The 15,151-nt window shown below is 59.7% G+C and carries 12 protein-coding genes; 6 read left to right on the forward strand and 6 right to left on the reverse strand.

The genetic code is table 11. From position 1 onward, the window contains the following. Nucleotides 1-33: 33 nt before the first annotated feature. Nucleotides 34-1,518: an NCS1 family nucleobase:cation symporter-1 gene (locus tag AS9A_RS20630; protein ID WP_013809096.1), complete on the reverse strand. Its 1,485-nt coding sequence runs from the start codon at nt 1,516-1,518 to the stop codon at nt 34-36. A gap of 214 nt (nt 1,519-1,732) precedes the next feature. Between AS9A_RS20630 and AS9A_RS20635 the strand changes: the two genes are divergently transcribed. Beyond that, the gene (locus AS9A_RS20635) at nt 1,733-3,184 is read left to right on the forward strand and encodes a YfcC family protein (RefSeq protein ID WP_013809097.1); all 1,452 of its coding nucleotides are present in this window, start codon (nt 1,733-1,735) and stop codon (nt 3,182-3,184) included. Here the strand turns inward: AS9A_RS20635 and AS9A_RS20640 are convergent. Together AS9A_RS20640 and AS9A_RS20645 are read right to left on the reverse strand one after the other, a co-directional pair. Continuing rightward, complete coding sequence (locus tag AS9A_RS20640; RefSeq protein ID WP_083826621.1) at nt 3,116-4,927, reverse strand: AMP-binding protein; 1,812 nt, start codon at nt 4,925-4,927, stop codon at nt 3,116-3,118. The genes AS9A_RS20635 and AS9A_RS20640 overlap by 69 nt on opposite strands. A gap of 41 nt (nt 4,928-4,968) precedes the next feature. Then, nucleotides 4,969-6,582: a flavin-containing monooxygenase gene (locus AS9A_RS20645; RefSeq protein ID WP_049793807.1), complete on the reverse strand. Its 1,614-nt coding sequence runs from the start codon at nt 6,580-6,582 to the stop codon at nt 4,969-4,971. 178 nt (nt 6,583-6,760) lie between these two features. On the opposite strand from AS9A_RS20645, the gene AS9A_RS20650 reads away from it, so the two are divergent. The 5 genes from AS9A_RS20650 to AS9A_RS20670 all read left to right on the forward strand — a co-directional run bounded on the left by AS9A_RS20650 (nt 6,761) and on the right by AS9A_RS20670 (nt 11,645). Next, complete coding sequence (locus AS9A_RS20650) at nt 6,761-7,906, forward strand: acyl-CoA dehydrogenase family protein (RefSeq protein ID WP_013809099.1); 1,146 nt, start codon at nt 6,761-6,763, stop codon at nt 7,904-7,906. A 13-nt stretch (nt 7,907-7,919) separates the two neighbouring features. After that, nucleotides 7,920-8,918 (forward strand): NAD(P)H-dependent flavin oxidoreductase, encoded by a 999-nt coding sequence (locus AS9A_RS20655; protein ID WP_041452318.1) that lies wholly within the window; start codon nt 7,920-7,922, stop codon nt 8,916-8,918. After that, on the forward strand, nt 8,915-9,808 hold the full coding sequence (locus AS9A_RS20660) for a crotonase/enoyl-CoA hydratase family protein (protein WP_013809101.1): 894 nt from the start codon (nt 8,915-8,917) through the stop codon (nt 9,806-9,808). The genes AS9A_RS20655 and AS9A_RS20660 overlap by 4 nt, the downstream gene beginning before the upstream one ends. 67 nt (nt 9,809-9,875) lie before the next feature. Next, nucleotides 9,876-10,544, forward strand: a complete 669-nt coding sequence (locus AS9A_RS22935; RefSeq protein ID WP_049793808.1) for a TetR/AcrR family transcriptional regulator — start codon at nt 9,876-9,878, stop codon at nt 10,542-10,544. Nucleotides 10,545-10,754: 210 nt separating this feature from the next. Beyond that, entirely contained in the window at nt 10,755-11,645 is an 891-nt protein-coding gene (locus AS9A_RS20670; RefSeq protein WP_237707849.1) for an alpha/beta hydrolase, read from the forward strand. Nucleotides 11,646-11,712: 67 nt separating this feature from the next. On the opposite strand, the gene AS9A_RS20675 is transcribed toward AS9A_RS20670, so the two are convergent. From AS9A_RS20675 to AS9A_RS20685, 3 genes are read right to left on the reverse strand one after another with little or no spacing between them, the layout of a single operon-like run. Beyond that, the gene (locus AS9A_RS20675; protein ID WP_013809104.1) at nt 11,713-12,399 is read right to left on the reverse strand and encodes a MadR family response regulator transcription factor; all 687 of its coding nucleotides are present in this window, start codon (nt 12,397-12,399) and stop codon (nt 11,713-11,715) included. 2 nt (nt 12,400-12,401) lie between these two features. Beyond that, complete coding sequence (locus AS9A_RS20680) at nt 12,402-13,781, reverse strand: MadS family sensor histidine kinase (protein WP_013809105.1); 1,380 nt, start codon at nt 13,779-13,781, stop codon at nt 12,402-12,404. A 12-nt stretch (nt 13,782-13,793) separates the two neighbouring features. Continuing rightward, nucleotides 13,794-14,993, reverse strand: coding sequence for an iron-containing alcohol dehydrogenase (locus tag AS9A_RS20685; RefSeq protein WP_322786552.1), 1,200 nt, complete (start codon nt 14,991-14,993; stop codon nt 13,794-13,796). Nucleotides 14,994-15,151: the final 158 nt, after the last annotated feature.

Below are 15,151 nucleotides of genomic sequence, written 5' to 3' on the forward strand. Positions count from 1 at the left end.
TTTGGGAGGGAAAGGGAGGGGGAGGCGGGAGGCCTAGTGCGACTCAGCATGCACTGGCGCTGCCGACACCGCTCGCATGAGTATGTAGTGCAGCGCGGCGCCGATAGCCGCACCGATCAGCCATGCGAAACCTGTCAGTTCTTCCAGCGCGGGTACCCACACCGTGGAAACGGAGAACACTCCTGCGACACCGAAGGCAGCCAGGGCCTTAAGGTTCCATCCCCTGGTGAAGTAGTACGACCCATCCACAGCCGTCGAGTACAAGTGCTGCACGCGGAGCTTCTGCTTCCGGATCAGGTAATAGTCGACGACCATGATGCCGTAGAGCGGAGCGAGGACGGCCCCCAGCGTATCGACGAATCGCGCTACTCCCATGTCACTGATCAGAGCCACCCACAGCGCACCAATAAAGAAGGCGATCGATGCTGTGATGATGCCACCGATCTTGAAGCTGATACGCGATGGAATCATGTTGGCAAGGTCATATGCCGGTGGAATGAAATTGGCGACGAGATTGATTCCGACAGTCGCAGCGAAGAACGTGAGCGCGGCGACAATCGTCAGCCCTACATTGTCGACACGTTCGACAATGTCGGCCGGGTTGGTCAGCGCCTCCCCGTAGAGCACGCCCGTACCCGCGGTGATGACAAGGGCGATGAACGAGAAGAACGCAAGACTGACGGGGAGGCCGAGAAGATTCCCCAGTTTCATTCCGCGTTCTGTTTTCACAAATCGTGAGAAGTCCCCGTAGTTGATGATGACCGCCGCGAAATAGGCGACCATCGTGCCCACGACCGCGCTGAAGGCGCTGATCCCGCCGCCTTCTCCGCCGGCGAAAATGTCACCGAGCCCGCCGAGCAGACCACTGCCAGCCTGGACCCAGATCGCGATCATCAGTGCCACCATCACGATGTAGACAGCAGGGGCCGCCCAGTTGAGGTAGCGGGTGATCCAGTCGATACCTTTGAGGAACAGCGCTACCTGGAAGACCGCGACAATAACGTACGACAGCCAGCCGACAGGGGACATCCCGAGGAACGAGGCGGTGCCGTTATACCCGCTTACCGCGGTAATGAGCAGCGCAACAGCTGTCGAGGCGAAGTACGTCTGCACGCCGTACCAGAAGATCGCCACGATACCGCGGACAAGGGCCGGGAATTGCGCACCGTGCACCCCCATACTGGCCCTGGCCATGACGGGATAGGGAATGCCGTACTTAACGCTGGGTTTCCCCGTCAGATTCACCAGAACCATGACGATAAACCCCGCGAGAACGATTCCCGCCATCACCCACCAGCCGTTCAGCCCCGATGTGATGAAAAGTGTTGCAGCGAGGGTGTAGCCGAACAGGCTCTGAATATCGTTGGACCACACATTGAAGATCTCAAACGTGCCCCAGCGGCGCTTGGCATGCGGAAGCGGTGCTAGGTCGTCGTTGTAGAGCGCGGGGTTCTTGTCCGCAATGAGAAGCGGATCAGGCGCAGGCACTACCGCAGCTGACGTGGCTGGATTTGACATGAAGAGAACGCTACAAGCTGGGTGTTTCGGGTGAATTGCACACAGAATATATCCCACGGCTTTTGGTGCGTCACGTTTAGCTCACGTATGCGTCCCGTGAACTATCTGTAAAGCACCCGGACTCCGTCAATCCAGCATAATTTTCGCCGGTACCGTTCTTCTCTATCCGGTTCACCGGTTTGCTACTTCTATCCTGACGCCGAGCGAGGCAGACATGTCCCCTAGATCCGATTCGCAAATCGCTGCAGCGCCCGAAAAGGAAGCGCCCAAGAAGTCCTTCCAGGTTCCGCACATATACATCATTCTCTTCGGATTCATCGCACTGGCATCCGCTGCGACATACCTAGTACCCGGTGGGACCTACGAACGCGTCGACGGCCCGGGTGGCCGCACCACCATCGATCCGGACTCGTTCCAATTCATTGATGCGAATCCGATCGGATTCACCGATTTCATGCTCGCCATCCCACAGGGACTGATGAGCGCGGGTGAAGTTGTGTTCTTCACACTGATGATCGGCGGCGTCTTTATGGTGCTGCGCGCAACTGGGATTATCGAACTCGGCGTCGACAAACTCTCCCGCCGGTTCGCGAGCCGCAGCCTCGTCATGATCGCACTCCTGATGATCCTTTTCAGTGTCATCGCGACACTGATCGGTACCCAGGAGCTCTCGCTCGTATACGTGCCGGTGATTCTCCCGCTCATCATCGCGCTCCGCTACGACTCGGTGACCGCTGCAGCGATCGCACTGTGCGCTACCACTGCAGGTTTTGCGTCCGGCGTGCTGAACCCGATCAATACTGGCCTGGGCCAGCAGCTCGCAGGCCTGCCGCTGTACTCGGGCTGGGCGCTGCGCGTGACCATCCTTGTCACCACACTCTCCGCCGCCATCTTCTTCGTGATCAGATACGCACGCAAGGTGCAGAAAAATCCCGAGCTCAGCCTCCTCGCCGGGGATGCGCTTGAGGCGAGCAAACGCGACGAATTCCACCAGCACACTCTCGACGAGGACAGCCCCGTCGCCACGATGCGGCAGAAGCTCGCATCCGCTGCCACCCTTGGATTCTTCGCATTGCTGGTTTACGGCGTCTTGCAGCAGGGCTGGTTCATGATGGAAATGGCAGGGTTGTTCATTCTTATGGGCATCGTCGTGGGGCTGATCGCTGGACTGAACGGCACCGAGATCTGCGAGGCCTTTAACAAAGGCTTCCGCGAAGTGCTGGTCGGCGCGCTCATAGCCGGCGTAGCCAGGGGTGTAGCCGTGGTCCTCGAGAACGGTGAAATCCTCGACACTATCGTCTACGGGCTGGGGAATCTCGTGGGTGGTCTGCCAGTCGTCCTGTCGGCTGTCGGGATGTTCTTCGCGCAACTGCTGTTCAACTTCATCGTGCCGTCCGGCAGCGGCCAGGCACTCGTCACCATGCCGATCATGGCGCCGTTGTCCGACGTGCTCGACGTCACTCGCCAGACCGCTGTGCTCGCCTACCAGCTCGGTGACGGCTTCGGCAACATCCTCTTTCCTACCTCCGGCTATTTCATGGCGACTCTGGCGATCGCTGGTGTGCCGTGGCAGAAGTGGGTGCGATTCTTCTTCCCGCTATTCCTGACGTGGATGGGGATCGGGCTTGCATTCTTGATCTTCGCCCAGGTAACCGGCTGGACCTAGATCAGCACGGTTGCTATCCCCGTGTGCGAGGTGTTCAAGCATCTGCTGCTCGCGATCGGTTAGCGCCGGTTCGGACGACGGGGTCCGTGTCGAGGTCTCTCGCGAACGCAGGTCTTTCCGGAGTATCTTGCCTGACGCAGACTTCGGGATCGCCCCAACAAACTCGACAGCACGTACTTTTTTGTGCGGGGCAACTCGCTCGGCAACGAACCTCATCACGACTTCCTCAGAAATGACGGCGCCGGGCTGAGGGACTACAAAGGCCTTGGGAATCTCCTCCCCGTCAGCGTCGGGCACACCGATCACCGCAGCGTCGGCGACACCGGCGTGGGTTAACAGCAACCCTTCAAGTTCCGCTGGCGGGACTTGGTAACCCTTGTACTTGATGAGTTCCTTAAGCCGGTCGACAACCCTGACAATTCCGTCGGAGCGGACGGTGACGATATCGCCTGTGCGCAGGTATCCGTCACCCGTCAGAGTCTGCGCAGTCTCATCGGGATTGCCGAGATACCCCGCCATGACGTTCGGGCCCTTACACCACAGTTCGCCTGGTTGACTGACCCCAGTTGTGGGTACCGGAATCCCGGCACCCGTCGCGGGATCGACAATTCTGCATTCCATATTGGGCACAGTCAGCCCGACCGAATCCAGCGGAATGTCATCGCGCTCGAAGGGAATGGCATGAGTGACCGGACTCATCTCAGACATGCCGTAGCCCTGTCGCACCTTGCAGCCCAGGCGTTTCGCGACCGCATGACCAAGATTTGGATCGAGTGGAGCCGCGCCGGAAAAAACGAGTTGTACACTCGACAAATCGAATTCGTCGACGAGAGGGTGCTTCGCAAGCGCAAGAGCGATCGGCGGAGCAACGAACAACTGGGTGCATCGGTGCTCAGCCACGATGCGCAGAAACTCGGGCAGGTCAAATCGTGGCATCGTTACAAGGCTAGACCGTTCGTGCAACGCTAGGTTGAGCAGCGCGTTCATCCCGTAGATGTGAAAGAACGGCAATACTGCCAGTATCTTTTGGTGTCCACTGAGCCCAAGAGCGACTTCACCTTGGCGCACGTTGGCAACAAGATTGCGGTGGGTGAGCATGACACCTTTGGGACGGCCAGTTGTTCCAGAGGAATATGGCAGCACAGCGAGGTGCCGAACCGGATCAATGACCAGGTCGGGGGTGTAGCCGCATTCCGCCAACTGGTCACCAAGTGAAACGTGGCCGCTGGCACCATCGATCACCACGATACGGTCGTGCCTGATTCCCGCCTGCCGCGCGGCCGCGGTCGCCTGCGGCAGCAATGCCGATGTCGTATATACGAATCTGGCCGCCGAGTCGATCAACTGACTGGCAATGTCATCTGTGGTGTAGAGGGTGTTGATCGCCGTGGCAGTGCCGCCCGCGCGCAAAATGCCATGGAACACAGCACCGAACGCGGGTATATTCGGCGCGTGCACCGCGACCGCGTCTCCGGGCCGTAGTCCGCGGTCGATCAACGATGCGGCAATGGCATTAATGTGTAAGAGCAACGTGCTGTAGGTGGTAACCTCGCCAGAAGCCCCGTCGATGAACGCGGCGCGGTCGAGATCCTCTGCAGTGATCGAACCGAATAAGAAATCGTAAAGGCTAAGGTCCGGAATATCGACGTCTGGGAATGGGCTGCGGAAAGTGTAGACATCCTCGGCCGTCGAGTCTAGTTGGGTCTCGCCCTCTTCAGCGGACGTTGTCGTGTTGATCTTCATTGTGCACCTCCGGGCTTACTCGTCGTGATCGGGCTCGGGAGCTAGCGCGCCGCCACTGCAGGCGCCAATCGAACGGCAGTGGTTGGGCGTGAGTCGGCCGTCGCCAACTGGGTGCTATACGGATTGATGTCGAAAACGGATACCGTCTTACGCAGTTTCGCCATACTGCCCGGCCAGACAAGCGTCACACGCGACCCAGATTTTTGGTCGAGGTAGTAACTGTCGCAGCCTCCGCGCACGAACGTCGAAGTCTTGAAAATCTCGTCGCATTCATCGACGAAGGCCTGCTGCGCTTCGGGCCGCACGTCAATGCTGCTGAACCCCTCCCTTCTCATAGCGTGCACCGCGCCCACTATGTAATCGGTTTGCGCCTCCGCCATCACGAATCCCGACAGTGTTCCAACGTTCGGGCCGAACATAATGAAGGCGTTGGGGAACCCCGCAACTGTGGTTCCGAAGTAGGCGGTTGGATTGCCCTGCCAGATGTCGTCGAGGGAGTTGCCCCCACGTCCCTTGACAAGTTTGTTTATTGGGTGCTGTTGAATCGTCCTGAAACCAGTTCCAAAAATGATGACGTCGGCGTCGATCTCGGTACCGTCTGCGGTGACAATGGAGCGTTCATGCACCGCCGATGCCAGTGAAGTTGTCAAGCTGACGTTCGGTGCCGCTAGGGCCCGATAGAAGTCGTTTGAAAGACCCAGCCGCTTACACGTGGGGGCGTAACTCGGTGTCAGTGCCTTACGTGTAACGCGATCCTTGATATATCGGCGAAGATGTAGCCGCCCGAAGAGGGCCATTGCCTTCGCGAAAGCGGGGTGCATGGTCGCGAGGACAAAGAAAGCGTCCATAAAAGCCCACATCGACAACCGTGTCACCCGCATGAGAAAAGGAAACCGCCGCATCAACGCCTTCTCCAGCCTGGTGACTTTCCAGTCCATCTTCGGCATTACCCACGAGGGTGTGCGTTGTATCACCGTCATGTGATCAACCTGCGGCTGTATCGCGGGTATGAACTGCAGGGCTGACGGCCCCGTACCCAGTACAACGACCTTCTTCCCAGTCAGGTCGATGCCAGCCGGCCATAGGGCGGAGTGAAAAGCCTGCCCCGTGAACGACTCCATGCCAGGAATGTCCGGCACGAGGGGTTCGTGCAGCGGGCCCGGCGCCGAAATAAACACCTTGGCACTGTACTGGCCGTCAGTCGTCTGAACGAGCCAACGCTGAGCATCCTCATCCCACGCCGCCTCCAATACTTCGGTATTTAGTCTGATCTTCGGCATCAGCGCACGATCGTTGACAACTTTCTCCAGGTAATCCTTGATCTCTTTCTGGGGTGCGAAAACGCGGGACCACTCAGGGTTAGGGGCCCACGAAAACGAATAGACGTGCGTCGGAATGTCGACCGCGCAGCCCGGGTAGGAATTGTGATGCCACGTTCCGCCGACCGCGTCGGACCGTTCAATCAAAACCACGTTGTCAATCCCCGAACGCACGAGTCCCGCGAGGGCAGAAACGCCGCAGACACCGGCGCCAAGGATAAGCGCTTCTACATGCGTGGCCTCGTCATGTGTAGTCGTGTCAGCCGGTGATTGCGGCGGGGCGCCAGCCTTCTCACTGCCCCGAGCAGCCTTCCGAGTGGATTGTGTGGTGGTCATTTCCAACTCCTGTCCGCGGATGGTGTGACACAGCTCGTGATTGCTACGGACTGTGATTTGCCCTACTGTAGTCAGTAAGTACTTACTTTGTCGAGTGCTTGGCCAATTCTTCGAGACATCACCGCGCGGCACGCGGCCTTCAACGAGGCTGTCCAGCGCATCACACCCAGGAAGTGATATGAAACGATCTCTTTACAGCGCCGACCACGACTCGTATCGGTCAATGCTGCGCGCCTACCTGACCAAGGAGGTCCAGCCGCGCATCGCGGAGTTCATCGAGGCGAGAGCTTTTCCGAGAGAGCTATGGATCGAAGCCGGAAAGCACGGTCTGCTCGGGCTGAACGTCCCGGAGGAGTACGGCGGAGGCGGTGCAGGCGACTACCGGTACAGCGCAGTGCAAGCGGAGGAGCTTGCCAAGATCACGATGGCACTTGCATCGTGCGTCGGGATACATTCCGAGGTTGTAGCGCCGTACCTTGTTGACCTCACCACACCTGAGCAAAAAGAGCGGTGGCTCCCGAGGTTCTGCACGGGAGAATTGCTCACTGCCATCGGGATGACCGAGCCATCCGGGGGGTCCGACCTTAAAGCGCTGAAGACCACCGCGGTGCGCGACGGCGATGACTGGATGCTGAATGGCGCGAAGACCTTCATCACCAACGGTTACTCTGCAGATCTCATCGTGGTAGCGGCCCGTACGCGGGAAGCCGGAGAGAACACTGGTATCACACTGTTCGCTGTCGAATCAGGAATGGACGGCTTCTCGCGCGGCCGGAAACTCGACAAAGTTGGCCAGGATGAGGCAGATACCGCTGAACTCATCTTTGAGAATGTGGTGGTGCCCGACGCCAATCGCCTTGGCGAGGTCGGCGCAGGCTTCGGTTACATGATGGAACGCCTCCCGCAAGAGCGTCTTGGCGCAGCCCTCGCCAACACAGCCCATGCTGCGCAGATTCTAGAAGAAACGATTGAATACGCTAAGGACCGCAAGGCCTTCGGCCAACCCATCGGCGCGTTCCAGAGCATCAAGTTTCGGATCGCTGAAATGGCAACCCAAATCGAAGTCACCCGCGCATATCTCGATCAGTGCGTCATCGCGCATGACCGCCGCGAACTCACTTCGGTCGACGCAGCGACGGCAAAGTGGTGGTCGTCTCACGTTCAGAACGAAGTCCTCGACGACTGCGTCCAGATCTACGGCGGCTACGGGTACATGAACGAGTACCGCGCCGCGCGGGCTTGGCGCGACGCACGCGTCACCCGAATCTGGGCTGGCTCCAACGAAATCATGAAGGAGATCATCGGACGTGACTTGGGACTCTAATGACACACCTCATCTGCTCGTCACGGACTTCACCACGTCGTTCGGAGTGCGGCATCCCATCGTATGCGGCGGGATGACGGGAGTCGGGCGAGCTGAACTGATCGCCGCAGTAGCCAACACCGGCGCTCTTGGCTTCCTGTCCGCGCTCACTCACCCTTCGCCAAGCGGGCTTGACGAGGAGATCGCTAGATGCCGGGAGATGACAGATCAGCCGTTCGGCGTCAATTTGACGATCTTGCCGACGCTAACTCCGGTCCCGTACGACGAATATGTCGCCGCCATCGTCGAAAACCGAATCACCATCGTCGAGACCGCAGGGAGCAATCCCGCGCCTTATCTGCCTGCCTTCAGGAAAGCCAACATCAAAGTAATCCACAAAGCTGTGTCTGTTCGGCATGCGGTGAAGGCCCAAGCCCTGGGGGTCGACGCTTTGAGTATTGATGGTTTCGAGTGCGCCGGACATCCGGGTCCCGACGATGTGCCCGGCCTGGTCTTGATCGCTGCCACAGCGAAGCAAGTCGAAATCCCGATAATCGCATCCGGCGGCTTCGCGACCGGCGGGGGTTTGGTTGCTGCGCTCGCACTTGGCGCGTGTGCCATAAACATGGGAACACGATTCATGGCGACAAGAGAAGCGCCGATTCACGACAACGTGAAGAAGCAAATAATCGAGAACGACGAGCTCGCTACCCAGATCGTGTTTAGGGAGTTCAACAACCCGGCGCGTGTGGCGCGGAACGCCGTATCCGAGCGGATCGCCCAGATCTCCCAGCAACCTGGGGCTCGTTTCGCTGACGTAGCCGAACTGGCGTCGGGACGGCGTGGCCGTGAACGAGTCTTGGAACAAGGCCTAATGAATCAGGGAATGTGGTGGGCAGGGCAGTCTCAAGGGTTGATTGAAGAGATATTGTCCTGTCGCGAACTCGTCGAATCAATTACCGGAGAGGCCCAGAAGATCATCGTGAATCGACTTTCGAATCTAGTTGCCACCAGAGAGGTTACAGCGTCGTGACCTTTGAAACACTGGAGTGTGAGAAATCCGAAGGAATCTTGACCATCACGCTGAGCAGGCCGAAAAAGTTGAACGCGTTCACGATACGAATGGCGGATGAGCTCGTGGACGCGTTTGATCTAGCGAGCAAAGACGATGAAATCGCTGCGATTATCGTCACAGGCAGTGGGCGCGCCTTCTGCGCGGGTATGGATCTCACGGTTGCGGGCAATGCCTTCGGACTCGACACAACGCTGGATCCCAGTACCGCCAGCGTGGATGGATGGCTCGATGATCGCGGCCTGGCTGGAATTCAGGATTCGGGCGGTCGAGTAGCACTCTCAATCTACGGGTGTACTAAGCCGGTCATAGCTGCAATCAATGGCGCAGCCATAGGCGTCGGTGCAACAATGACTCTTCCGATGGATATACGGCTTTGCACGCCCGCCGCGCGAATCGGGTTCGTCTTCGGGAGACTGGGCATTGTGCCGGAAGCCTGCAGCACCTGGTTCCTGCCCAGGATCGTCGGGCTCGATCGCGCATTGGAGTTGGCGTACCGCGCCGACATTCTTACGGCTGAAGAAGCACGCGAATTTGGGCTCGTGCGGAACATCGTTCCAGAAGGCGAGCTGTTGAGCACAGCGCGCGCCCAGGCAAAGAAGTTCACCAGCAACCGATCTCCCGTTGCTACCGCTCTCACCCGACAGATGATGTACCGCAACAGCGCAGAGCGCCATCCGGTCGCTGCGCACAAAGTCGATTCCCTCGCCATGTTCTACACCAGCATCGGCGACGGAGCGGAAGGGGTTGCGGCATTTCTCGAAAAACGTGAGCCAAGGTTCAGTACTTCGGTGGTCACGGATATGCCCCCCTTCTATCCGTGGCAGCCTGACCTGCCGCCGGCAAAGTGAGCGCGGCACTCTCTGGGCGGTTACGCTGAACAAGTGGAGTATTCACTTACTATCGTTGTCGAACGCCGTGGGTAGCAACACCCCGCGCCGCGCCAATAACGGACGTCGATCCGGGGTCCGGTTGTCTGCCGAGGAACGTCGCGAGCAGATAATCCAGTCCGCGCGTCGCATCTTCCAGAGATCGGGACTCGCAGGTGCACGTACGCGGGACCTCGCAGCGGAAGCAGGCGTGAACGAAGCGCTGCTGTATCGGCATTTTGATTCCAAAGAAGCACTTTTCGAGGCTGCCGTAGCCACGCCTCTGGAAGAAGCTGTCACGAAGCTAGTCCAATTGTCCGGAGCTCCCCCTACAGAGTTTGATGAGAGCGGTGAGCTGATGCACCAGCGGACGTATCAGTTCACCTACGACCTGCTCGGCGCAATGGAGGAGATTGCGCCACTGCTCGGGATAGTACTGTTCGGCGAATCGGAACACGCTACCGAGTACTTCCGCAGGCGAATTGAGCCGACACTGAAACAGATCCAAGGCGTTGTGGAGGCCAACCTGCCTGCATGGCCTCATCGGACCTTTGATGCACGTCTAATTGTTGAGTTCCTTATGGGAATGGCGTGGTTCACCACACTGTCCCAACGCTTGGGGGGCCATGAGCGTGATCGATCTGAGGTCGCGGACGCCATTGCCGCGATGATCCTGGAAGGCCTGCGTGCGCACGACCCGGGTCCCGCAGAAAGCTGAAATCGCGAACCGGCGCGGAGTCGGGAGCTTTCAGCCCCAGTTCCAGAACACTCTTGCAGACATGACTGATCTCACCTAAAGTGAGTAAGTAATCACTTACTTTATGGAGGCGTGATGTACCTTCCCCCTTTGATCATTCGTGGAGGACTACGTTTGTTTCGTCCCGCGTTTGCATCGCGAAAGATCTCCGTAGCCACAAAGAGGCGGCTAGTGGACGGGCTCGCCACAGCCGCGCGCCCCCCGGCAGGGACCGTCTACGAGGCGCCGAGCCGCATAGCCGGGCTAACCATTGAGCGTGTGCGGCCACCACGCGAGGAATCCGGGCGCGTGCTGCTTTTCCTGCATGGCGGAGGCTACGCACTCGGCAGCGCACGGGGTTACCGCGGGCTCGCTGGCGCGCTTGCCGATGCAGCACGCATGCAGGCAGTTATTCCTGACTACCCGCTGGCACCGGAAAATCCGTATCCACGTGCTCTCCGCGACGTAAACGACCTGTATCTGCAGCTGATCAATGACGGCGTTGATCCACAACACCTAGTGGTAGCGGGAGACTCTGCCGGCGGCGGCCTGACCCTCGCATTGGCGATGACGCTGCGCGATCAGGGTGCTCCTCTTCCCGCGGGCCTTGGGCTCATCTGCCCATGGCTGGACCTCGCTTCCGATACCGCGGGGACGCGTGCTGCAGGGCGCGATCCTCTCGTCATTCCCAAGATGACAGCAGAATGGGCAACTCCGTACACAGGGCAGGCAGATCCGGCAGACCCGCTAATCTCCCCCGCCCGCGGCGTCCTCGCCGGGCTTCCACCTATTGTCATGCACTCCGCGGGCAGAGACCCGATCGCAGCTGATGCAGACCTACTCGAACGACGGTTCGCCGCAGCAGGCGGTTCGGGATCTCTGAGCCACCACAGATTCCCAACGCTGTGGCACGACTTCCATCTTCAAATAGGGTTTCTGCGCTCAGCCGACACCGCGGTTGCATCATTGGGGGCCACGCTCGGCGATCTGGCCGATCCTCGTCAGCCTGACCACGCCACACCTGCTGCGGCTGTTGCGCCTGCGGCTCCGCCGCGTCTGGCAACTCAGCTCGCAAACGACTGATCGACGCGGGTCATTGAGCCCTCTGAAGCAGGCACCTGGGGACCTCGACGCCACGCGGCCGCGCTCCCTAGATCAGCCCCAGTTTGCTCGCCTCGTACACGGCTTCGGCACGGCTGGATACACCCAGTTTGCGCATGATGTTGCGCACATGGAACTTCACGGTGGTTTCCGAAATAAACAGTGCACCACCGATATCCCGGTTGCTCATGCCGTGTGCGAGGTGCTCGAGCACGCGCTGTTCCCGTTCAGTAAGCGTCGGTTCGGTGGATGCGGTCCGGATGGATCGGACCATCACCGACGCGGACCGGGCGTCAAATGCGTTCTCGTTCCTGGAAACCGCGCGAATCGAGGTCACAAGTTCCGTGGTGTCGACGTCCTTCAGCACATAACCCTTGGCACCGCGATGAATCGCGTCGAGGACCAGTGCGTCATCGAGAAAGGTAGTAAGAACCAGCACTCCCGTCTGCGGGTAGCGGGCGACGAGCTCAGAACACACCTCCAGGCCCTCGGTATCTGAACCGGTCGAGAGTTTGAGATCAAGCAGCACGATATCTGGCCTGAACCGCTCAACAATCGCGATCGCCTCAGCTGCGGTCGCTGCTTCCCCGACAACCCGCATGTCAGCTTCTCGCTCCAGGATGGAGCGAAGACCCTGACGGACAATGGCGTGGTCGTCGACAAGAACGATCTTCATGGCAGGCCGCGCTTGCCCACCTGCTGGTACGTGCTCTTGCTGGCGTTGCATGGCATGCATTGTTACGCCCTCTCGTCCGGTGACGACTCAGGAAGCGGAAGTGGAACCTCAAGCAGCACCGTGATTCCCCCGAGCGGCGAACGACGAATCATCAAAGTTCCGCCGAGATCCTGGGCGCGTGCAAGCATGTTCGCGAGCCCACGGTGGGCGCCCGCCAGATCTGTTGTTTCGGCTAAGCGCAACATCCGGCGCAGGTTGACTGGATCACCATTGCCATCGTCCGAAACAGATAGGGCAATCTTGTTCTGGCGATAATTCAGCCGCACTACCGCCTGCGTCGCGTTGGTGTGCGCGACTGTGTTGAACAGTGCCTCGCCGGTGATCCGGAGAATCGCGTGCTCTGCCTCCCCCGGGAGTGAGATCGGCGCACCTCGCACCACCACCCGGACCTTCACATCACTGGGCAGATGCACTGTCGACAGTCGTTCGAGCATGTCCGGCAGCGACCCTACACACTCGTCCGGACCGTGATGCAGCGCATAAATCGCCGCGCGCAAACGTTCAACTGCTTTCCGCGTGAGACCTTTTGCCGCGGTCAACCGTTCGAGCAGCCCGCTGGTATCCGTTTCATCATCAAGAAGCTGCGCTCGGCACAATTCGATCGTCATGCCAGCAGACAGCACGTCTTGCGCGACACTGTCATGCAACTCGCGTGCGATGCGGTGGCGTTCGTAATCGAGGGCTTGCGCTTGCATCGCTTCGATCAGGCGCCGGTGCGTTTCGGCGAGCTCAGCTTCACGCGCCGCGAGATCACGGTCCTTTTGCGCTGCCGCCTCGGACAGTTGCTCTGTGCGTCCACGCAGCTTCGTCGTCGAATGCAAAAGATACGAGTTGTGCATGGCGACGGCCGCATGGTTGGCAAGGACCCGGAGGATAGCCAAATCCGTGTCCGACACCAGTACATGTCTTGCGGGCAGACCAGCGATGCCGCCGACATACTCACCGTCGAGAGTCATGCCGACACGAACAACGCCATCCGCACCGGTGTAGTCCTCCGCCTCCCATGGGCGGGCCCGCAGCACTTCGGCATGCACGGCCGTGACGGGACCGCCTGATTCTTCTGTGATTTCCCCACCGGAGAGCAATAGCTGACGTGGTTGCGCAGCTTTCAGCGCACCGTCAGCGAGGACGACGACGACCCATTCGGCCTGCAAATGCTCACTCGCCGCGATCAGTATCGCTTCGATCAGCGCGCGGGGGCCTTCCGTGGTGCGCACCAGCGCCCGGGAAATACTGTCGAGCGCGCGTACGGCGTTCTCGAGCCGTTCCGCGGAACGCAGGTACTCCGGATAGAACGAACGTTTCCCAGATCGCACACCCGTCAGCGCGTCGAGATCCGCTTCAGAACGTCCATACCCACCTGTGGGGCCGGCGATGGTCATAGCTGGCCTTCCTTACAGGGCTTCACGGAACAGCGCAGCAACCTGCGCTTCATCAGCTTCACGGGGATTCGTCGCAAGACACGCGTCGTGCAACGTCGTGCGCGCCAGGATCGGAATGTCCGACTCTCGAACACCCAGTGCAGCAAGACCTTTCGGGACACCCACGTCATCGGCGAGCTTACGCACGCGGTCAGCGAGAACGTCGGCCACCCGGCCCGCCGTCATATCATCGGTGTCGATTCCCACCGCTCTGGCTAGGGGCGTAAAGCGCTCCGGCGCCGCTCCCGCATTGAACCTGATTCCATGCGGGAGCAAGATGCCATTGAGCACCCCGTGCGGGGCATCGAGCAGGCCCCCAACTTGATGACTCATCGCATGCACGATGCCGAGGATCGCATTCGTAAACGCCATGCCCGCCTCGAGTGCACCTTGTGCCATCGCGATCCGCGGTTCAGCCCGGCGCCGATGCACCATCGTCTCACCCAGATTCTGTGTAATCAGCCTGGCCGCGTGCAGCGCATGCAAGTCCGTCAGGCGATTGTGGGCTCGCGAGGTGAATGCTTCGATCGCGTGAGTGAGCGCGTCGAGGCCAGTCGCAGCGTTGAGCTCATCCGGCATCGTGATCAGCAGACGTGGGTCGACCACCGTGATGTCCGGAACAAGTGTCCGGCTGATGATGGTGACCTTGACGTGCTCGGTGGTATCAGTGATCACTGCGAATTGAGAAACGTCAGCACCCGTCCCCGACGTGGAAGGGGCCATCACCAGTGGCGGGATAGGCTTCACGACACGGTCTACACCGGCGTACGAGAGTATGTTGCCGCCGTTGCGCGCGAGAATCGCCACCGCTTTCGCAGCGTCGATGCATGAGCCGCCCCCCACCGCCACGATGACATCGCAGCCGCTTTCTTCGTAATGATGGAACGCCTTGTCAACCTCATAGTCCTTTGGGTTCGGCGTGATGCCAGTCCACAAGGTCGGATGCAGGCCAGCGCGTTCGAGGTGATCGAACGCTTCGTCGACCCAGCCGGCCTGCTCAATCCCGGGATCCGATATGAGGAACGGACGCCTAGCGCCCACTCGAAGGGCGGCGTGCCCGAGTTCGGCGAGCGCTCCCGGACCGAACACAATCTCCGGAGTGTGAAACTTCGCGAGCTGCGGAGCGCACGCGTCACTGTGCAACTGCCCCGGACCAGCCAGATCAGAGTGCACCTGCACGTCACCCTGCGCCAGATCAGTGAAGATCTGCGCATTCTCCGTCCATCGCCGTGACGCGGCTAGTGCGGGTTCGGGCGCGTGTATCACGAGTACTCCTCCGCTAGATGGACCGCTACTCACCACAGCGTAGTCGCATTGTGACGACCGCCACA

The organism is Hoyosella subflava DQS3-9A1, from assembly GCF_000214175.1.
Classification (GTDB): Bacteria; Actinomycetota; Actinomycetes; order Mycobacteriales; family Mycobacteriaceae; genus Hoyosella; species Hoyosella subflava.